Origin of the sequence: Hathewaya proteolytica DSM 3090, from assembly GCF_900142225.1 — a bacterium.
In the GTDB taxonomy this organism is placed as follows: Bacteria; Bacillota; Clostridia; order Clostridiales; family Clostridiaceae; genus Hathewaya; species Hathewaya proteolytica.
Window position 1 is genome coordinate 1 of the sequence record NZ_FRAD01000026.1, and the last position, 19,366, is coordinate 19,366.

General features: G+C 33.3%; 22 protein-coding genes. 15 read left to right on the plus strand and 7 right to left on the minus strand.

The window, feature by feature from the left end; genetic code table 11:
• The 6 genes from BUA73_RS11975 to BUA73_RS12000 form a co-directional block, all read right to left on the minus strand.
• The coding region (locus BUA73_RS11975) for an HTH domain-containing protein (RefSeq protein WP_341465318.1) at window positions 1–243 on the minus strand (243 nt) is incomplete at its 3' end.
• 118 nt (window positions 244–361) lie between these two features.
• Entirely contained in the window at window positions 362–1,255 is an 894-nt protein-coding gene (locus BUA73_RS11980) for an ABC transporter ATP-binding protein (protein ID WP_072904361.1), read from the minus strand.
• A 38-nt stretch (window positions 1,256–1,293) separates the two neighbouring features.
• Window positions 1,294–1,668, minus strand: a complete 375-nt coding sequence (locus tag BUA73_RS11985) for a GntR family transcriptional regulator (RefSeq protein WP_072904362.1) — start codon at window positions 1,666–1,668, stop codon at window positions 1,294–1,296.
• A 23-nt stretch (window positions 1,669–1,691) separates the two neighbouring features.
• The gene (locus BUA73_RS11990) at window positions 1,692–2,363 is read right to left on the minus strand and encodes an ABC-2 transporter permease (RefSeq protein ID WP_072904363.1); all 672 of its coding nucleotides are present in this window, start codon (window positions 2,361–2,363) and stop codon (window positions 1,692–1,694) included.
• A gap of 11 nt (window positions 2,364–2,374) precedes the next feature.
• The gene (locus BUA73_RS11995) at window positions 2,375–3,031 is read right to left on the minus strand and encodes an ABC-2 transporter permease (RefSeq protein ID WP_072904364.1); all 657 of its coding nucleotides are present in this window, start codon (window positions 3,029–3,031) and stop codon (window positions 2,375–2,377) included.
• On the minus strand, window positions 3,028–3,912 hold the full coding sequence (locus BUA73_RS12000; protein ID WP_242942388.1) for an ABC transporter ATP-binding protein: 885 nt from the start codon (window positions 3,910–3,912) through the stop codon (window positions 3,028–3,030). The genes BUA73_RS11995 and BUA73_RS12000 overlap by 4 nt, the downstream gene beginning before the upstream one ends.
• A gap of 304 nt (window positions 3,913–4,216) precedes the next feature.
• Here BUA73_RS12000 and BUA73_RS12005 point away from each other — a divergent pair, with 304 nt between their 5' ends.
• The 15 genes from BUA73_RS12005 to rho all read left to right on the plus strand — a co-directional run bounded on the left by BUA73_RS12005 (window position 4,217) and on the right by rho (window position 18,925).
• Entirely contained in the window at window positions 4,217–4,552 is a 336-nt protein-coding gene (locus BUA73_RS12005; RefSeq protein WP_072904365.1) for a hypothetical protein, read from the plus strand.
• 223 nt (window positions 4,553–4,775) lie between these two features.
• Complete coding sequence (locus BUA73_RS12010) at window positions 4,776–5,399, plus strand: DUF1847 domain-containing protein (protein WP_072904398.1); 624 nt, start codon at window positions 4,776–4,778, stop codon at window positions 5,397–5,399.
• Between the two features lie 491 nt (window positions 5,400–5,890).
• Window positions 5,891–6,832: a sporulation peptidase YabG gene (gene yabG, locus BUA73_RS12015; protein WP_072904366.1), complete on the plus strand. Its 942-nt coding sequence runs from the start codon at window positions 5,891–5,893 to the stop codon at window positions 6,830–6,832.
• 185 nt (window positions 6,833–7,017) lie between these two features.
• Complete coding sequence (locus tag BUA73_RS12020) at window positions 7,018–7,257, plus strand: Veg family protein (RefSeq protein ID WP_072904399.1); 240 nt, start codon at window positions 7,018–7,020, stop codon at window positions 7,255–7,257.
• Between the two features lie 164 nt (window positions 7,258–7,421).
• Entirely contained in the window at window positions 7,422–8,981 is a 1,560-nt protein-coding gene (locus BUA73_RS12025; protein WP_084672260.1) for a DUF3794 and LysM peptidoglycan-binding domain-containing protein, read from the plus strand.
• 142 nt (window positions 8,982–9,123) lie between these two features.
• The gene (gene ispE, locus BUA73_RS12030) at window positions 9,124–9,972 is read left to right on the plus strand and encodes a 4-(cytidine 5'-diphospho)-2-C-methyl-D-erythritol kinase (RefSeq protein ID WP_072904368.1); all 849 of its coding nucleotides are present in this window, start codon (window positions 9,124–9,126) and stop codon (window positions 9,970–9,972) included.
• Between the two features lie 74 nt (window positions 9,973–10,046).
• Window positions 10,047–11,507 carry a spore germination protein gene (locus BUA73_RS12035; RefSeq protein WP_072904369.1) on the plus strand — a complete coding sequence of 487 codons (1,461 nt, stop codon included), beginning with the start codon at window positions 10,047–10,049 and terminating at the stop codon, window positions 11,505–11,507.
• 32 nt (window positions 11,508–11,539) lie between these two features.
• Window positions 11,540–12,631 carry a GerAB/ArcD/ProY family transporter gene (locus BUA73_RS12040; RefSeq protein WP_178139271.1) on the plus strand — a complete coding sequence of 364 codons (1,092 nt, stop codon included), beginning with the start codon at window positions 11,540–11,542 and terminating at the stop codon, window positions 12,629–12,631.
• A gap of 5 nt (window positions 12,632–12,636) precedes the next feature.
• Complete coding sequence (locus BUA73_RS12045) at window positions 12,637–13,830, plus strand: Ger(x)C family spore germination protein (protein ID WP_072904371.1); 1,194 nt, start codon at window positions 12,637–12,639, stop codon at window positions 13,828–13,830.
• A 104-nt stretch (window positions 13,831–13,934) separates the two neighbouring features.
• Window positions 13,935–14,573 (plus strand): stage II sporulation protein R, encoded by a 639-nt coding sequence (gene spoIIR / locus BUA73_RS12050; protein ID WP_072904372.1) that lies wholly within the window; start codon window positions 13,935–13,937, stop codon window positions 14,571–14,573.
• A gap of 65 nt (window positions 14,574–14,638) precedes the next feature.
• Entirely contained in the window at window positions 14,639–15,670 is a 1,032-nt protein-coding gene (locus BUA73_RS12055; protein WP_072904373.1) for a D-alanine--D-alanine ligase family protein, read from the plus strand.
• Between the two features lie 12 nt (window positions 15,671–15,682).
• Window positions 15,683–16,663 carry a ThiI domain-containing protein gene (locus BUA73_RS12060; RefSeq protein ID WP_072904374.1) on the plus strand — a complete coding sequence of 327 codons (981 nt, stop codon included), beginning with the start codon at window positions 15,683–15,685 and terminating at the stop codon, window positions 16,661–16,663.
• Between the two features lie 38 nt (window positions 16,664–16,701).
• Window positions 16,702–17,133 carry a YwiB family protein gene (locus tag BUA73_RS12065; RefSeq protein ID WP_072904375.1) on the plus strand — a complete coding sequence of 144 codons (432 nt, stop codon included), beginning with the start codon at window positions 16,702–16,704 and terminating at the stop codon, window positions 17,131–17,133.
• 46 nt (window positions 17,134–17,179) lie between these two features.
• The gene (locus BUA73_RS12070) at window positions 17,180–17,470 is read left to right on the plus strand and encodes a hypothetical protein (RefSeq protein ID WP_072904376.1); all 291 of its coding nucleotides are present in this window, start codon (window positions 17,180–17,182) and stop codon (window positions 17,468–17,470) included.
• A 27-nt stretch (window positions 17,471–17,497) separates the two neighbouring features.
• The gene (gene rho, locus BUA73_RS12075) at window positions 17,498–18,925 is read left to right on the plus strand and encodes a transcription termination factor Rho (RefSeq protein ID WP_072904377.1); all 1,428 of its coding nucleotides are present in this window, start codon (window positions 17,498–17,500) and stop codon (window positions 18,923–18,925) included.
• A gap of 114 nt (window positions 18,926–19,039) precedes the next feature.
• On the opposite strand, the gene rpmE is transcribed toward rho, so the two are convergent.
• Window positions 19,040–19,252 carry a 50S ribosomal protein L31 gene (rpmE, locus tag BUA73_RS12080; protein ID WP_072904378.1) on the minus strand — a complete coding sequence of 71 codons (213 nt, stop codon included), beginning with the start codon at window positions 19,250–19,252 and terminating at the stop codon, window positions 19,040–19,042.
• Window positions 19,253–19,366: the final 114 nt, after the last annotated feature.

The following is a 19,366-nucleotide window of genomic DNA, read 5'->3' on the forward strand; positions in this document are numbered from 1 at the left end:
AGATTCTCTGTATGATTTACGCCATCTTTTGCTTGCACTCCAAATTCTATCATTACCTAATATATCTATATCAAAGCCTGCATCAATAAAAATTTGAGTTGGCAAATATCCCTTGTTATATTCAGCAATAAACAATGATTTAAATTCATCTGTATAAGTAATTCCACGTTTACTTACAGATTTTACATATTTATTCTTTGATAAGACATCAATCTCTTCATCAGAAAATAATTTCTTGCTCATTATATTCACAACCTTTCTATTACATTGTACAAAAAAAGATCCTGTAGGAGTAGACTTTTTTTTATTGTCTACTCTATAGGATCCATTTTAAAAATGCCTAAGTGTTTTTTTTAGAGATTTATGAAGCGATGTTGTGGAGAAACATAATATCTTCTAGTTGGGCATTTTCTATAATTAAATCATTGTAAATGCTGTCGTTGCTATGGGATTTTATAAATTTACATAGTTTATCAGATGAATTTGTCAATGCCTCAAAACCGTATTTGTTTTTTGATACTCCTAGGAACAATGCTTTTAAATCTTCAGTTAGGGCAGCTAAGGGACCTTTAACTACTTTGTAATTCTCACGAAGTTCTTCATTGGAAAGAGAGAAAACCATATTTCCGTTACTTAAAAATGTTATATAATCCGCTATTTTATCTAAATCTGTGGTGATGTGAGTAGAAATAAGTATGCTAACATTTTGATTTTCTACCAAGGTTTGAAGTTCCTCTAGTAGTTCACTTCTTACAACAGGGTCCAGGCCTGAGGTTGGTTCGTCAAGGATTATAAATTCAGCCTTGTGGCTCAAGGCTATGCATAGAGAAAGCTTCATTTTCATGCCTTTTGATAAATCTTTAAATTTTTGATTCATACACTGGCTAATGCCGAATCTTTGCATATAAGAGTTAAATGCATTGCTGTCCCAAGAAGAATAAAGGGAAGAGACAAGGGCAATATTATCTTTTACGGACATGAAACTGTATAGGTTAAGTTCGTCATACACAAAGCCTATCTTCTCTTTTACGTCACTTTCAAATTTTATATTATCTTTTCCAAATACTTCTATACTGCCGGAATTTGGTTTTACAAGGTTTATGATGAGCTTTATAAGTGTGGTTTTGCCGGCACCATTTTCACCTATAAGTCCCATGATAAATCCTTTATCAAGGCTTAAATTTATATTGTTAAGTGTAAAATTTTTATAACTTTTGCATAGGTTTTTTATTTCAAGAATACTGTGTTCACACATGGGCAAGTTACCTCCAATTTGTTTTTAATGGAATAAAATTAGTTTTCAGAGGATAGCAATTTAAGTGTTTCAATTACTTCATCCAATGATATGCCAGCTTTTTGTGCTTCTTCTAAGGCTTTGCTAAGGTAATCCTCCATATTCCTCATAATGGTTTCTTTTAAAAGGGCCTTGTCTTGAACGTTTACAAAGGAACCCTTACCGGGCAATGTATATATGAATCCTTCATGCTCTAACTCGTCATAGGCTCTTTTAGTTGTGATGACACTGATTCTAAGATCCTTGGCTAGACCTCTAATGGAAGGAAGTGGTTCATGGGCTTGCAGTACATTAGTTAATATTTGATTTTTTATTTGTTCTTCGATTTGTGAGTAAATCGGCTCTCCTGAGGAATTATTTATAATTATATTCATATGTTAATTTACCACCTTCAAAATTAGTAAAAATCTTTTTTATTATAACCCATTGCTCCTATAAACATAAATATAAAATAGAGAATTAGAGACATTACAAAGATTATAATAGTAGTTTTATTTATAAAAGACATACTTGACAATAAAAGTTTGATTTTTTTAGATATATCTGGTAATAGTCTGTTTATTAGAGCTAATATTAACATGGGACCATAAATTATGGACAAAGTTAGCACAGTGCCATATTTCATAATGATGCTTTTATCACAGGCGAAGTATAGGCAGGTTCTAAGTCCCATAAAGATAGAGTAAAACATAAACATAACGCTTTCCATTAGAAAAAATTGGCCAAGGTCTGTGGAGTTAAATTTATTAAATACAAGCATCAATACTGTGAAAATTGAAAAAGTCATAAGGTACAGAATAAGATAATATATAAATTTAGCATATACCACATCACTGCGTTTCACTGGAAAGCTGTTCATGACTAAATCAAAGTTTTTTCTCATCTCCTCTGTGGAAGAGAAATTTTCAATTAAAAGTGGAATCATTAATGATACCATGGAGCTAATTACAAGGGTTCCTTTGGTATTCATAAAAATAGAACATGATATTATGAAGATACTAAGAATAGTCATGCAAATTATAAGAATAAATTTGCTGCATAAGAATTCTTTTTTTAACATGGCAATCATATAAAAACCTCCTAAAAATCCTTTTTTTCGTATATGACAATTGTCAGCAATGTCAAAAGCCATACTATTACTATCATTATTATTAAAAATAGCAGATTATTAAGTATAGAAGTACTGCTAAGAAAATTGAACAAAGTAGGAAATAGGTCCCTCACTGTATTTGTTGAACTTAAAACTGGAATTTGAGAGTAAAAAAGCATAGCCAGGAAAAAGGTGAAAAAATACAGTATCTTGGCAAATTTTACGTTTAATGAATAGGTTATCAAATAGTAAATGCTCATAAATATCATGGTGAATGCTAATATTAATTTTACATTTGAAAAGGAAGGCATATTGAAACCATAGGGGATCATATTCTTCATTAAAGATGTTATAAGTATAGCAATAACCATGACTGTTATAAACCAGCAAACCATGTTGATGAATTTACCTGCAATATATTTACTTCGAGTACAAGGTGTGCTGAGTATAAAGGTATTGCAGCCATCTCTAAAATCACACTCAGGTAAGGCCAAAACCATAATAGCCCCCATAAGCATGGTAATAGAAAAGAAATCGTCATAAGTTTTAGTTATAGTAAAGAAAAAAGGGATTATTAAAAATAAAAGTAAGGACTTTTTATACATATATAATGTAGCTTTATAATTGTAAAATGCTTGGTGTATCATTGTGCATTACCTCCCTTGTTCATATAAACCATGATGTCCTCTATGGACGGTTTTTCAAAAATTAAACTATTGTAAAGTTTCTTATCAATACTGTGGATATCTTTTATGAGTCCTTGAAAACCATATTTATTTTCTCTTAGACCTATTATTAAGGATTTATCAATGGATGAAAGAAGAGCTAGAGAACCTTTTATTATTTTGTAATTTTCAAGAATATCTGTTGTAGCACTGGATAGTAACACAGTTCCATCCTTTATATAGGTTATATAATCTGCTATTTTTTCAAGGTCTGAAGTAATATGGCTAGAAATTAAAATACCTATATTTTCGTTTTCCATTAGATTCTGAAGGATATTCAAGAGATCCCTTCTCATGATAGGATCTAGCCCTGCTGTTGGTTCATCTAAAATGAGAAACTCAGTTTTATGGCTTAAAGCAAGGGCTATAGAGAATTTCATTTTCATACCCTTGGAAAGCTCTTTTACTTTTTGTTTATGGTTTAGTTTAAAAATTTTAAGATATTCCTTAAAGGTATTGAAATCCCAACATTTGTAGAAGTTAGAAAATATTTTTGCATTGTCCATTATAGAAAGTTTTTCATAATAAAAACAATCATCATACACAAAACCAATCTTTTCTTTTACCTCCTTTTCGAATTTAATATTGTCTTTGCCAAAAATTCTTATTTCTCCACTTTGCTTTTTTATAAGGTTCATTATTAGTTTAATGGTAGTAGTTTTTCCAGCACCATTTTCACCAATAAGCCCCATTATAAACCCTCGTTTCAACGTAAATGACACATCTTTCAATGTGAAGTTCTTATAAGCTTTGCTAACATTGCGTAATTCCAATATGTTTTCAGTGTTTTCTAGAGAATCCACACTTATTCCCCCCATATAAATTAAAATTGTGTTCATATTCAGTATAAACAGTTGTTATATATACAGTATATGTCGTATATATACAGTATGTCAATAGAAAATGGGAAATTTTTTGCGTGTATAATGTTTTGTAAGTTTTACTCATGAAAAAGCTGTGTTGTATATGGCAGTGGTGGGTTAAAAAATGAGTATTTATCGTAAAACAATAAAAATACATTGAATACATTGATTATAAGTGATATATTGTATATAAGAATATAGTGTAAAAACTTTACACTAACTGTGATAAAGGGGAGGAAATAAGATGGTTTCTATATTTAAAGCTCTATTTGAAGAAGTTGTAGGTAGTATAGCAGGGGTGATTTTTATTGTCATGATTATATTTATATCCATGGGGATTTTTCTCATTGGTAAGGATAATAGAAATAGAAAGAGTATTTTAAAGTACTTTACATTGGAAATTGGGATTTTAGAAGTGTGTGATTGGTTTTGGTTTTTGTATTTTTTTGAAGAAGGTCAATATATAAATAGAGGAATGAATGGAGTATGGGTTGTGATGATATTTCCTCTATTGCTCTTAATAATGAATTTATTAGTGGTAATGATTAATTTGTTAAAAACAAAAAAAAATCATGCATAGAAAAATATAATGTGTAATTTACTGAACATTCATATAAAAATGTGCTGAAGTGTGGTATAATAGAATTAGACTAAGTGACTGGTTGTTGTAATTACTATGAAATAAATCTGAATCTGAATCTGAACCTGACTAAAAGATAAATATGGCTATTAATGTGATCATGTCCATGGGTTTGGATACGGATAACAATATGACAACTGAAAACATGAAAGAGGTAACTGAAATGTATACGTGCGATGTATGTAAGGAACATGCTTGTAAAACTGGCCACATGGAAAAAACTCCAGGAAATTGTCCTTGTGCTGAAGAATCATTGCAGAATGAAATAAGAGAACTATATGGTGAAGCTGAGAATCATAAAATAGCTTATAATTCTGCCATGGTGGAGGCGGAAGGCTACTGCGTGAAAACTAGATTAGAGGAAATCATGGATTTCGCTAAGAAGTGTAATTATAAAAAACTGGGTATAGCTTTTTGCATTGGACTTGCCAATGAGGCGGCTGTGCTTGGGAAAATTTTGAGGCATAATGGGTTTGAGGTAAATTCTATTGTGTGTAAAAATGGAAGTATTCCAAAAGAGGTAATGGGTATAAAAGAGGAAGAAAAGGTAAGACCATGTACTTATGAGCCTATGTGTAATCCAATAGGACAGGCTAAATTATTAAATGAGTCTCATACTGATTTAAACATTTTGCTAGGCCTTTGTGTCGGGCACGATTCCTTATTTATAAAATACTCTGAAGCTCCTGTTACCGTATTTGCCGTGAAGGATAGGGTGCTTGGACACAATCCTTTAGCTGCCTTGTATACTGCAGAGAGTTACTACAAAAAGAAGTTATTTAAGTAGTTTTAGTTGGTGGTTAGGTTTTATATCACTCCGCTTAATTTAAGGGGAGAGGACAGCGGACAGGCTCCTAGATAAAGACCAATAACCTTCTTAGTGAATAGTCTTCATAGTTAATAATCTTCAGAGTGAGCTAAAATTTCATCTAAAGCAAAGATTTCTGTTGTGACTGCCTAGGTTATGCTTAAGTCCTCTTTGGGAGGAAAAAAGTTTGCTTGTAGGTAGCCTTTCTTTTCAAAATTAATTATTATCACATGGTTAGCTGTTTAAACAATGTCATCTTCCTATGGGAGAGATAATAACTGACACGCCCCTGGATAAAGATTTCTAACCTTTCATCTTAAATAATATAACTGTTTATTCCTTAAATTTTGAAGTGTAGTATAGCTTATGCTCACACTTATCCCGTAAAATTTTCAAGTCTTATATATTATTCACAAAAATCTCTAAAACTCATATATTATAATGATAACTAATTTATGAGGTAAATGTCTATGGAGATCGGAGATTTTGTGGTAAGAAAATCCTATGATAAGGATATAACCTTTAAAGTCATTGATATTGTAGAAGAAGACAATAAAAAAATTTATATGTTAAAGGGAGTAAATCTTAGGATTGAGGCTGATGCTAGTGAAGAGGACCTAGAAAAGGTAGCTGATAGTAGTACAAGCAAAGCTGATATTATTTTCAACGAGAAGATTAGTAACTCCTTAAGGCGTGTTATAGCGGAGAGAGATACGGAACTTAAGATGGTATTTAACGCAAAAAAAAAGGAAACAAGAGAAAAATACAGAGAAAAAAGAAGATCGAGAACAAGAGGAGACGGCGACATAGGAAAAGAAATCTCCTTAGACGAAAGTAAAAAAATGGGTTTTGGCAGACCGGGAAGAATTCTTCATATAGATGGGGATCCTGAATATTTGGAGGTGTGCCTTAAAACTTATAAGCAGTTGTCTATAGAAGCTGTGGGAAAGGCAATACCCGAAAAAGATCAGCCTTCTATGATAGTTGAACTTTTAGATGAATATAAACCGGACATAGTAGTGATAACGGGTCATGATGGAATGATTAAGCATACCACGGATTACATGAATTTGGAGAATTATAGAAATACGAAGTATTTTGTAGAAACGGTTAAAAAGTTGAGAGATTACGAAAAGAGTTACGATGACCTTGTAATATTTGCTGGTGCATGCCAATCTTGCTATGAAGCCATTTTGGATGCAGGTGCAAACTTCGCAAGTTCCCCTAGTAGGGTACTGATTCACTGTCTCGATCCTGTGTTGGTATGTGAAAAGGTAGCATATACCAATATTGAGAAAACTGTTCCAATAAAGGATGTAATACAAAATACTATTACTGGCATAAAGGGAATAGGTGGGCTTCAAACCAGGGGTAAGTACAGAGAAGGCTTCCCTAAATCTTCCTTTATCTGATGGCTAATTGTTGCTACACCGCCCTAAGTTAAAATTTTGTTTATTTCGAATTGGAGTAGTTTTGTTTGCAAAAATAAAGGACCAGGCTGTAGCGTATATTTATGTTTAAATAAGGGATAATATAAATAAGACAAAAAATAATTGAGATAAATATGATGTTACGCCTTATGAAAGTAGGTGAAGTTATGAGCAGTTATAATAAAATAAATTCTATAAGAAACGAAATTGAAAGTCATGTTGGAGATACTATAAGTATAAGAGATTTAGGTGGCAGAAAGAAAATTTTTATTAAAGATGGAGTCATTGAAAGAGCGTATTCAAGTATTTTTACAATTAAACTGGATAGTGATAACAATGAAAGAAGGCTTACCTATAGTTATTCAGACATCTTGACCAATACTGTTCAGATTCAATACGATTTATAATTTATGTAAAGCTTTAGCAGATAAATAATACTGCTAAGGCTTTAATACTTTCAAACAGGATTTTTAGTATTAAAAAATAAAATAAAAAAGTTTCGTATATTCTTCATAAATTTAGTACAACTGCTATATACATTAATTAGTAGTTATTATAAGGAGGAATCAGTATGGAACTTATTAAAGAAAATATAGAGTATGAGCAGTTGATGGCTGAAAACTCAGTGGATACAATATTGCACGGTGAGTATGTTATTCCAGATACATTACCAGATGTACAGGAGGTATTGATGCTGGACTGCGATGCAAGGATCCAAAGTATACAAGTGTTAGAAAATAAAATTCTTGTAGATGGCAACTGCCGTTATACTGTAATATACTTAAACAAATCAGAGGAAGGCTCTACGGTGCACTGTACATCGTACTCAACTAATTTTAATAACAGTATCGATTACAATAGGAATGACAGCGATGTTTATGGCGATGCTGAATGTTTTGTTGAACATATGGAATGTAGTATTGTTAATGAGAGAAAAGTGAGTATAGAGGGTATAATTACTATTAAGGCTCAAGTGTTTTCGAAGAATAGATACGAAATAGTAAAAGATGTGGATGGGGCTTCGGAAATACAATTTTATAAAACTCCTATATTCATAGATAAAATCGTGGAGAACATGGATGTAGATATGTCTGGGCAGTGTAAAATAAAAGTTCCCATGAGCAAACCACCTATAGATAAAATAATAAAATCGGAAGCTTCCATTTATAAAAGAAATGTGAGAATTATAGATGGGAAGTGCAAGGTAGAACTTTGGGCAAAAATTTCCATGCTTTATAAAGCAGAGGACAATGAAGGGGAAATATTCTCATCTGAAGATGAAATGGTGATTGAAAAGGAAATCCCTGCAGACAATCTTAGAGAGTCCATGCGAGAGATATCAAAGTTCGAAGTGGCGGATATGGATGTGAGCATTGAGGAAGACGATATGGGGGAAAAAAGGTCGGTGAACTGTTCTGTCCTTTGCAAGGGCAACATGAGGGTTTTGAGTAAGGAAGAACTGTACGCCATAGAGGATGCTTATTGCACTACTATGCCTCTCGATTTGAATATTGAAAAACATAAAATAAACATTATGCACGATGAAGTTGTAACAGACACTATAATAAAAGGTGAAATAGAGCTAGAAAAGGAAATGCCTGTTCCAAAGGAAATAATATTCTGCAAACCTGTTTTAACTATATCTGATAAGAGAGTTATAGATGATAAGGTTATTGTGGAAGGTGTAATGACTGTAAAGGTAATGTACAAGACTAACAATGAAGAAATTCCTATGTACTCTGTTGAGGATGACATACCATTTACTTCTGAGATTCAATGTGATGGGGCAAAGCCAGAAATGCAGGTTATGGCTAGGAGCTGCATAGAAAACAGTGATTGTGAAATAGAAGGTAATGTGATTGCAGTAAAAGCTGTAATTAAAACAAGGGCTATGGTGTCTTACACTGTGGACAAAGATCTTCTTGTGGACTTGAAAGAGGGGGAGGGTGATCTTCCAAAGAAAAAAGCCAGCATAATCATATATTCTGTTCAAAAAGGAGATACACTTTGGAAAATAGCAAAACAGTACAACACAACAGTGGAAAAAATTCTCCAATTTAATGATATAGATGATCCTGATAATTTACAGATAGGTACAAAGCTTATCATACAAGGAAGAGCTGTTTTATAATTTTAATATTATGGTTAGTGGATAAGAATTTATTTAAAAGAAAGGGGTGAATAGTGCATATTCATGTTGCCCTTTTCTTTTTTTTTAGCTAAAATAAATTATATAAGAAATCCTTATGAGTATTGTATGAAAGGAAAGAATGATGATTATAAAAGCTTATGCAAAGATAAATTTATCTCTAGATGTGGTGGGAAAAAGGGATGATGGATATCATTTGCTAGAAATGGTTATGCAACAAATCGATTTATACGATGTCATAGAAATACATAGTAATAGTACAGGTATGATTAATGTAACTTGCGATAAAAAATATGTGCCTTGTGACGAAAGAAACTTAGCCTACAAGGCAGCAGCCCTATATAAAGAAAAATACAATATAAAGGATGGAGTAAGTATAGGTATCACAAAGAACATCCCTGTGTCAGCAGGCCTTGCCGGTGGAAGCACTGATGCAGCTGCAGTCTTAAAGGCAATGAGAAGGATGTTTCCTATGAAAAAGGTTAGCCATAGAAGCTTAAAAGAGCTAGGGTTAATGCTAGGCGCAGATGTTCCATATTGTATCCAAGGGGGAACTGCTTTGTGTAAGGGAATTGGAGAAAATGTAAAGCCTTTAAACTCCATACATAATGTTATAGTTGTTCTTGTGAAGCCTAATTTTGGAATATCTACAAAGGACATTTATGGCAAATTGCAGTTGGATAAGATAAATAAACACCCTGCTACAGATGAGATTGTAAAGACAATAAAAGAGAGAAACATAAGGGCTTTATGCTATAATATGAAAAACGTTCTGGAAAATGTGGCGGTGGGTATGCATCCTCAAATCTCTGGCATAAAAAAAGAAATGATGCGATTGGGGGCTGAAGGTGCTCTTATGAGTGGCAGTGGGCCTAGTGTTTTTGGTATATTTCCAGATATGTTAACAGCTCAGCGTGCTTTTGAGTATTTTAAACAGTTCTACAATGAAGTATTTATTACGAGAAGTCTATAGGAATAAAATATTAATTAATGTAAAAACTATGCTATATGTGCATGGTTTTTATTTTTTTGAAAGAGGTGATGAAGGTGAAAGAAAGTATAAGAAAAAAGGTAACAAAAGATGCTATGGAAAATATGGGGTACATAAAAGAGTTATTAAAGGATAATTCAGATATTACTTTTAGGCATTTTTGTGTCAGCGATAGAAATGTAGGATTAATTTACGTAGATGGGCTTGCAGATAAAATTTTATTAAATGACTACGTTGTTAAACCTATGCAGTTATTCAATGAAGATATATGCTCTGTGGAGGAAATAAAAAACAGTATAATATCAGCTTCAGATGTAAAGCTTGAAGCTGATATGGCTAGCGCTGTGAAGAATATACTGTCTGGTGAGAGTATAATTTTTATAGATGGGGTAGAGTTTGCGTATATTATAGCTACTCGTGCATGGCCTAACAGGGGAGTTTCAGAGCCTAATAGTGAAACTACTATTAGAGGATCAAGGGAGGGTTTTGTGGAAACCATTCGATTTAACACAGCCCTTCTTAGGAGGAGGATTAGGGATTCAAGACTTAAGCTAGAAGCTACCACTGTGGGAGTGAGATCGAAAACTGATGTAGTTATAACCTATATTGAGGACATAGTAAATACTGAAGCTTTAAAGGAGCTTAAGGAAAAAATCAACAAGATAGATATAGATGCTGTTCTAGATAGTTCATACATTAGCCAGGAGATTGAAGAGGATAGATTTTCTCCGTTTCCACAAATTCAGAGTACAGAAAGACCAGATGTGTTGGCTGCAGCCTTATATGAAGGTAGGATAGGCGTAATCGTTGACAATACGCCTTTTGTGCTTATCGTTCCCACCACTTTGGTAAATTTGATGCAATCTCCAGATGATTATTATTCTAGGTGGATATCTGCTTCTTTTATCCGATTGATAAGGTTTTTTTCCATATTTTTATCCTTGCTATTGCCTGCCTTGTATATTTCTGTAACGTCTTTTCACAACAATATAATACCAACTAAATTTGCCTATTCTATAGCTGCTTGCAGAGAGGGTGTTCCATTTCCAGCTTTTGTGGAGACTATATTTATGGAAATAAGCATTTCACTTTTGTTAGAGGCTGTGGCAAGGTTACCTAAAGCTATAGGAGCCACGGTGGGTATTGTGGGAGGGCTTATTATTGGGGACGCGGCTGTGGGTGCAGGAATAATAAGTCCTATTATGGTTATAATAACTGGTTTAACAGCCATAACCACCTTTATTGCTCCGAATTATGAGGTGACTTCTTCTTTTAGGTTTATAAGGATAATGCTCATAATACTTTCCTCTATATTGGGTCTTTATGGAGTCATGATTGGCATGATATTGTCACTAGTCCATCTTTTAAAGTTGAGGAGTTTTACTGTTCCATACTTAGCTCCTTTGGTTGGCCCTGAATTTAATGATTTAAAGGATGTATTTATAAGGGCACCATTAAAATCCTTTAGAAGAAGACCGGAGTACATGAAAACTGGTGATAAAATAAGACAAAAATAAGACAAAAATTGTATATGAAAGCAGGTGAGATTTTGAAAAATAAAATAGTCATTGAGGACTATCAGCTTTTTTCAACATTGGTTATAGGGATGTTAGGCATAAATTTATTTTCTTACGCAAGGGGTGTAACCATATACTTAGGCACGGAGGGATGGATAGCTGCTTTATTAAGTGGGGTAATTACCTTTGCACTTATGCTTATTATAATAAATCTTATGGCGCTAAATGATTACAAAGATTTTAATTGTATTTTAAATGAGAATCTAGGATGCATTTTGGGAAGAATAATAATCGTTTTATATATAATCTATGCCATAATTTATTCAGCAACTTCTCTTAGGGTGTTTGGTGAGGTACTAAAGCTGTATCTTCTTCCTAGAACACCTTTAAGTATTCTTATTATAACATTCATCATAACCTCTTGGGTTATTGTTGGAAACGGACTAGATAATGTAGTTAGGTTTAACAGTGTAGTTTTTGGCTTTATATTTATACCCTTGGCAGTTATTTTAATGTTTACTTTAAAAAATAGCGACGTGACAAATATACTTCCAATCTTCAATAATAATATAGTAAATTATGCAAAATGTACTGGTAGGAGCATGCTTTCCTTTACATGTATATTCCTAATGTTTGTGCTTGTTCCTTATGCTAAAAATAGGGAGCACACTATTATTGTATCTATGAAAGCTATATTATTTGTTACTATTACTTACGCTGTTGTTACAATGATTTCCGTAATCCTGTTCACAAAAGAGGAGGTTAAAGATATGCTTTGGCCTACAATCACAATGATAAGATCCATAAATTTAAGGGGTACTTTTGTGGAAAAATGGGAAGGTGTTGTAATGGTATTTTGGATTTTGTTTTTCTACTGTAATTTTATAACACTGTATTCCTTTTCTACAGAATCACTGATAAAAACTTTCAATATAAAGGGGAAAAAGCTGTTGGCGGTTATAATCGCCATAGTATATTATGCCTTATCCATGATTCCGGAAAATGTTGAGCAAATATACGAAGTAAACAGCACAAGGTGGTTTAATTATTTTAGCACTGCTACACTCGTAATTCCTGTTGTTATCTATATAATAAGTAGATTTAGAAAAGCTTATGTGAGGTGAATAAAATGAAAAGACGATTATTTAAATGGTGTGTTACATTGATTTTTATCACTTCATCTCTCACATTTACGGCTTGTTGGGATAGGGTTGAAATTGATAGAAGAGCTTTTGTATCTACTATAGCCATAGATTTAGGTGATGATGTGGAAAAGTATGAAGATAATAAACTAAAGGGAAATGACAAGGCAAATAACGAAGGGGAGCTACACATATTAAACGTAACCTTTGGGTACCCGGATATAAGCAAATTAAGTCAGGATTTTGGCAGTCGAGTGGAGGAGAAGAAAATTGAAACCATGGCTTCTTCCATAGAAGATGCAATCTCCCAGGTGACGTCTAGAAGCAGCAGAAATATAAATCTTGATCACAGCAAAATGATTATTATAAGTGATGAGATGTTTAAATATCCAGATATTTTAAAGCAGTCCATGGATTATTTTAGAAGGAACTCAAATTTAAATAGGCAAACGCATGTTATTGTGGTGGAGGGGAAAGCTTCAGAGTTTGAAAGCTTTAAACCGGATATGGAAAACAATTTTCAAACTTACATGACTGGTATTCTGGAAAATAGCAACAGGAATGAAGGGGTAATTCCTATAACACTTAGCAATTTATTGAGTTTTAGTTCTGAAAAAAGGGATATAATGATACCTTATATAAAGTTCTTTCAGGATAAAAGCCAAGTGGAGTTGAATGGGGTTGCCATTATAAAAGATTATAGGTTAGTTGCTCGTCTAAATAATGAGGAAACCTGCTATATAGAGCTATTAAAGGGTAGAGCCTCTTCAGGAAGGAAAACTGTGTTTATCCACGGTGTGCCTATTGATTATGTGGTGGAAAGTTCTAGAAGAAAAATAGATATGGAGTCCTATAAAGATGGAAAACTCAGCATTGATATAGATGTTGAATTAGATGGGGCTATAACGGAGCTGTCTGTTGATTCAGGGAAAATGTCATCTCAACGCATAAAGGAGTATGAGGAAAAATTTAATTCAGCTTTTGAAAAGGACAGCGAAGAAGTGATTAAAAAGCTGTGTGGACAGTATGGCGTAGATATAATGGGTATACGACAGTATATGGAAAAATTTCATCCTAAAATATATAAAGAAATCGGGGCACAGTGGCATAGTGTGGTGAGAGATATAAAGGTGAAAGTTAATTTTACAACCAGGATAAGAAGAATTGGAGTTATGCAGTAAAATACATGTATAAATATTCTGTTAAGTGGACAACATATTAATATGAACTAATTGATATGATAATACATTTGTGTATTACTTAGGGTTGAGAGGAGATTATTAATATGAAGAGAATATTGTGGTTTGTGGTTTTGTGTGTTATAATATGTAGTTACGCCTATACATCAAAAATATATGCAAAAAGAGCTGAAGAAACTATGCTTGGAGATATATCTAATAAAATAATAAGATTTCACGTTTTGGCCAATAGCGATTGTAAGGAAGATCAGGAATTGAAGCTTAAAGTTAGGGATGAGGTATTAAAGTATATTTCCCCTAAAATAAAGGACTGCAATAGCATAGTTGAATCAAGGAAAATAATAAATAAGTACAATGATGAAATAATGGGTATATGCAGAAAAGTAATAAAGAAAAATGGTTATAAATACAATGTGTCTAGTGAATTGTCTAGAGAGAATTTTCCGTCAAAAACATACGGGAACATCACACTTCCTCAAGGGGAATATGAGTCCTACAGGATATTGATTGGAGAAGCACAGGGCCACAATTGGTGGTGCCTTATGTTTCCACCGCTATGTTTTGCAGATGTAACAAAAGTAGAGGTAAATGAGTTGAAAGTTGAAAGTGAAATGAAAAGTGTGCTTACAGAAGAACAGTATGATTTTATAAACAATAAGGGTAAAAAGCCTGATTTCACTTTAAAATCCAAAATCTTTGAGTGTATTAAGGAATTTCTTAAATAACCTGCAACTTTTCTTATTAATCGTGATATAATTAATAGAGAAAATTTGAAAGGAGCAAAGTTACCATGAAAACTAAAATAGCAGTATTATTTGGCGGTAAATCTACTGAACATGAAGTATCAAGAGTGTCAGCAACTTCAGTTCTTAAAAATATTGATGAAAAAAAATACGATATATATCCAATAGGTATAACAAAAGATGGTAGATGGTTTGAATATACAGGAAGTTATGATAAAATAGAAAGCGGTGCTTGGGAACAAGACGAGTTCTATAAGAAGTCTGAGGGAGAGAGAATACTATTCAATAGAGAAGTTGATGTGGTATTCCCTGTGCTTCATGGTCTTTATGGAGAAGACGGAACAGTACAAGGTATGTGTAAACTTGTAGATATACCTTGCGTTGGTCCATCTGTAATGGCATCGGCAGTGTGCATGGATAAGGTGTACACAAAATACGTTTTAGAGAGATTTGGAGTAAAGCAGGCAGACTACGTAGTTGTAGATAAATTCAATTATGAAAAAGATAGCCAGAGTTTAATAGAGAAGATAGAAAAGAAACTTGGCTACGATTTATTCATTAAGCCTTCAAATAGTGGTTCTTCAGTGGGTATAACAAAAGCTCACAATAGAGAAGAATTGATAAAGGGAATAGAAGAGGCTCTAAAATACGATAGAAAAATTTTAGTGGAAGAAGCTTTGAATGCTAAAGAGGTTGAAGTTGCTGTGCTTGGCAACGACGATCCAAAACCATCTATACCTGGAGAAATAAGACCTGCAAAAGAATTTTATGATTATGAGGCTAAGTATCAGGATGCTTCTTCAGAACTCTTAATTCCTGCAACTATGAGTGAGGAAGGTCTTAAAAAGGTACAGGAGATTGCTGTTGAAGTGTTTAAAGCACTAGATTGTGCTGGATTGTCTAGAGTGGATTTCCTTGTAACAAAGGATAGCGAGGATATTTATCTCAACGAGGTAAACACCTTGCCAGGATTCACCAGTATAAGTATGTATCCAAAACTTTGGGAGACAACAGGGGTGCCATACAAAGAATTAATTGATAAACTTATTGCATTGGCAATGGAAAGAAAAAACGGATAAGGAGAATTCGATATGACGAGAGCACTTGCTATGATATCTGGTGGACTTGACAGTATTTTGGCTGCAAAGTTGATAAAAGAACAAGGGATAGAGGTCATAGGTATATGTTTTAAATCATACTTTTTTAATGAGGAAAATGCAAGAAGAATGGTAGGGCAAATTGATGTGCCTTTGGAAGTTGTGGATTTTTCAGAGGAACATTTTGAAATGGTAAGGAACCCTAAACACGGTTATGGTAAAAATATCAATCCGTGCATAGATTGTCATGCCATGATGATGAGATATTGCGGTGAACTTCTTGAAAAATTCCAAGCTGACTTTATTATAACGGGAGAGGTTCTCAATCAGAGGCCGATGTCTCAAAATAAAGGCGCTTTGAATGCTGTTAAAAAGGAATCGGGGATTGGAAACAAAATTTTAAGACCCCTATGTGCCTTAAATCTTGAACCAACGGAGATGGAACTTAGTGGCATGGTAGATAGAGAAAAGCTAATGGGCATAAGTGGAAGAAGCCGAAAAATACAAATGGAGTTAGCTGAAAAATGGAATATAAAGGATTACCCTTCACCAGCAGGTGGATGTAAGCTTACAGAGCCTAATTTTTCTGATAGAATGAAGGACTTATTAAAGTATCAAGACAAAGTGGACGAAAAGGACTTAAGGCTACTTACTATTGGAAGGCATTTTAGAATGAGTCCAACTTGTAAAATAATATCTACAAGAGTTCAAGAGGAAACAGCTACACTTAAAGAGTGTCTTAATAAGTCAGATTTGTGTATGTTGGCAAGAGATTACAAGGGATCATTGATTGCAATAAAGGGTGAGCCTAGTAAGGAAGAATTAGATTTTGCTGCATCGGTTACAAAGCGATACTGTAAGGGTAAAAATGAAGAAAATGTAGTTGTGAGGTATGGACACTATGGCTCTCCTTCTGAAAGTGAAATAATAGCTAAGGATATATCTGAGGAAGAGTTTCAGAAGTACTTGCTTTAGTAGAAGAACAATATTGTTCGTGGAGTAGGGGGATATATATGAAAAAAAATGCTGTGATTTCTGTTGTTAGTAAGCAGCAGAATGACGATGAGGATGTAATTACCGTAGTTACTCCAGGAAAATATTACAATAGAAATGATAAGTATTATGCCGTTTATGAAGAAAGTGAACTTTCTGGCATGGAGGGAACTACCACCACTTTAAAGATTGAGGATGATATGTTTACTCTTTTGAGAAGTGGAACAGTAAATACGAAAATGATATTCAAGAATAAAGAAAAAAATCACCTTCTTTATGTTACTTCCCATGGATCTTTAGGCCTTACAATGGAGGTAAAATCTGTCCATATTAATATAAATGATATGGGTGGAGATATTAGTGCAAAATACGACTTAGAAATAACACCGGGAAATGTTTTGCCTACGGAAATAAAGATAAATATTAATACGGAAGACATAACAGCTGAATAAAATGTACCTCCTGTGTCAATAATTATAGGCATGGGAGGTGTATAAAATGTTTTTAAAGGAAAATTACAACATTATAATCCAAGTGGTGTGTGAGGCGCTTAATATAGATAAGTCAAAGCTTAAAGCTTTAGTTGAGGATGAAGATAATCAGTATTTATTGATGTTAGTGTTGAGTAGATTTAATTGCATGGATGTAAATCTTTTAAAAAGTGATTTTAACTTAGAAAATATACATAGCATAAATAAGAATGCAGAAGAAAAATTATTTGTAAATAGTGAATTTAGACAAGAATATTTCAAATTATTAAAACAAATTAGTGAAGAAAAAATTATTTAAATAATAAAAAACATAAGGGAGGGGCATATGGATTTAAGTGGTAAACCGTTAACGGACTTAAGGGAAATAGCAAAAAAACTAAATATCAAAAATGTTTTTAAATACAGGAAAAGTGAACTAATAAATGAAATCATAAATTCATCAAAAGAATTTGGTGAAAAAGAAAACACAGAAACTTCCTGCTGTAATCCAAAAACAGAGAGCTATGAGGATGTTAAAGAAACAACCTCTGAATGTGATTATATAGCTAGAGAAGGAAATGAAGAAAATAGAGAGTGCAATAGCGAGGACAAGTGTGTAAAGAAAGAAAAGCTAAAGGCTATGATAGATGATTCTAACAGTGCCAAAGGCGTTTTAGAACTTATTGACAACAATAATTTTGGATTTTTAAGAGGCAATAATTATCTCACTTGCTCTGAGGATATATATGTCTCTCCATCTCAAATAAGAAAATTTAATCTGAAAACAGGGGATGAAGTAAAAGGAAAAGTAAGAATACCTAAGGATGGCGAAAAATTCAGGGCACTTTTATACGTTGAAAGCATTAATGGTGAAAGTCCTCAAAAGGCAATAAACAGAGAAAATTTTGAAAAACTCATTCCTATATATCCCCATGAAAGAATATATCTAGAAACAAACCCCGATGACGTGGCGCCAAGAATTATGGACATAATATGTCCAATTGGGAAAGGTCAGAGAGGCCTTATCGTAGCACCACCAAAGGCTGGTAAAACAACTCTTCTACAAAAAATAGCCAACAGTATAACAGAAAATCATAAAGATATAAAATTGATAGTATTGCTTATTGATGAGAGACCAGAAGAAGTTACAGATATGCAAGAAAACATTGATGGTGAGGTTATATATTCTACTTTCGATGAAGAACCCGCACACCATATAAAAGTAGCAGATATGGTGCTAGAGAGAGCTAAGAGGATGGTGGAGCAAGGTCAGCACATTGTAATATTAATGGACAGCCTTACAAGACTTACTAGAGCCAATAACCTTGTGGTGGAATCCACTGGTAGAACTTTATCTGGCGGTTTAGATCCAGGGGCTTTGTTTAGACCTAAGAGATTTTTCGGTGCAGCTAGAAATGTAAAGAATGGGGGAAGTCTTACCATTCTTGCCACAGTACTTGTGGATACTGGAAGTCGAATGGATGACATGATTTTTGAAGAGTTTAAAGGTACGGGGAATATGGAAGTCCATCTGGATAGAAAGCTTCAAGAGAGAAGGATTTTCCCTGCTATAGATATATATAAATCCGGTACGAGAAGAGAGGATTTACTGCTTAGTAAAAAAGAAACAGCTATTTCATATAACTTGAGGCGCGTTATGTACAAGGAAGGAAATGCTGTGAATACCACAGAAAAGCTCATTGGCGAGATGATGAAAACAAAAAATAACGAGGAATTTATTTCATTGTATTTAAAAGAGTTGTGTGGAAAGTAAACCAAAAAAAATCTGACTTCTATAGAATTTCTATTGTAAGTCAGATTTTCTTTAAAAGAAAAAGAGCTATGTTAATAATGAAAGTTCATTCATTATGCCTTAGCTCTTAAAATACTAGTTTTCTTCTTTTAGGTTGAATTTCTTCATAAACTTATCAATTCTTCCACCTTGGTCTACAATCTTTTGCTTTCCAGTGAAGAATGGATGACATTTTGAGCAAATTTCCACCTTTAGCTCAGGTTTAACTGAACCAGTTGTAAAAGTATTGCCACATGCACACTTAACAACAGCATCATTATGATATTCTGGATGTAAATCTTTTTTCATTATATTCACCTCTTTCAAAACAAAAAATTATAACCGTCACATCAACCATTATAGTATAACATGGTACAATATAAGTGTCAATATGGATTCTAGATACAAACAAATTGCTCTATT

Coding starts and splice junctions, on each gene's coding strand:
- BUA73_RS11980 (WP_072904361.1), bottom strand. CDS start 1,255: ATGTGTGAACACAGTATTCTTGAAATAAAAAACCTATGCAAAAGTTAT.
- BUA73_RS11985 (WP_072904362.1), bottom strand. CDS start 1,668: ATGAATATAATTATAAATAATTCCTCAGGAGAGCCGATTTACTCACAA.
- BUA73_RS11990 (WP_072904363.1), bottom strand. CDS start 2,363: ATGATTGCCATGTTAAAAAAAGAATTCTTATGCAGCAAATTTATTCTT.
- BUA73_RS11995 (WP_072904364.1), bottom strand. CDS start 3,031: ATGATACACCAAGCATTTTACAATTATAAAGCTACATTATATATGTAT.
- BUA73_RS12005 (WP_072904365.1), top strand. CDS start 4,217: ATGGTTTCTATATTTAAAGCTCTATTTGAAGAAGTTGTAGGTAGTATA.
- BUA73_RS12010 (WP_072904398.1), top strand. CDS start 4,776: ATGTATACGTGCGATGTATGTAAGGAACATGCTTGTAAAACTGGCCAC.
- yabG (WP_072904366.1), top strand. CDS start 5,891: ATGGAGATCGGAGATTTTGTGGTAAGAAAATCCTATGATAAGGATATA.
- BUA73_RS12020 (WP_072904399.1), top strand. CDS start 7,018: ATGAGCAGTTATAATAAAATAAATTCTATAAGAAACGAAATTGAAAGT.
- BUA73_RS12025 (WP_084672260.1), top strand. CDS start 7,422: ATGGAACTTATTAAAGAAAATATAGAGTATGAGCAGTTGATGGCTGAA.
- ispE (WP_072904368.1), top strand. CDS start 9,124: ATGATTATAAAAGCTTATGCAAAGATAAATTTATCTCTAGATGTGGTG.
- BUA73_RS12045 (WP_072904371.1), top strand. CDS start 12,637: ATGAAAAGACGATTATTTAAATGGTGTGTTACATTGATTTTTATCACT.
- spoIIR (WP_072904372.1), top strand. CDS start 13,935: ATGAAGAGAATATTGTGGTTTGTGGTTTTGTGTGTTATAATATGTAGT.
- BUA73_RS12055 (WP_072904373.1), top strand. CDS start 14,639: ATGAAAACTAAAATAGCAGTATTATTTGGCGGTAAATCTACTGAACAT.
- BUA73_RS12060 (WP_072904374.1), top strand. CDS start 15,683: ATGACGAGAGCACTTGCTATGATATCTGGTGGACTTGACAGTATTTTG.
- BUA73_RS12065 (WP_072904375.1), top strand. CDS start 16,702: ATGAAAAAAAATGCTGTGATTTCTGTTGTTAGTAAGCAGCAGAATGAC.
- BUA73_RS12070 (WP_072904376.1), top strand. CDS start 17,180: ATGTTTTTAAAGGAAAATTACAACATTATAATCCAAGTGGTGTGTGAG.
- rho (WP_072904377.1), top strand. CDS start 17,498: ATGGATTTAAGTGGTAAACCGTTAACGGACTTAAGGGAAATAGCAAAA.
- rpmE (WP_072904378.1), bottom strand. CDS start 19,252: ATGAAAAAAGATTTACATCCAGAATATCATAATGATGCTGTTGTTAAG.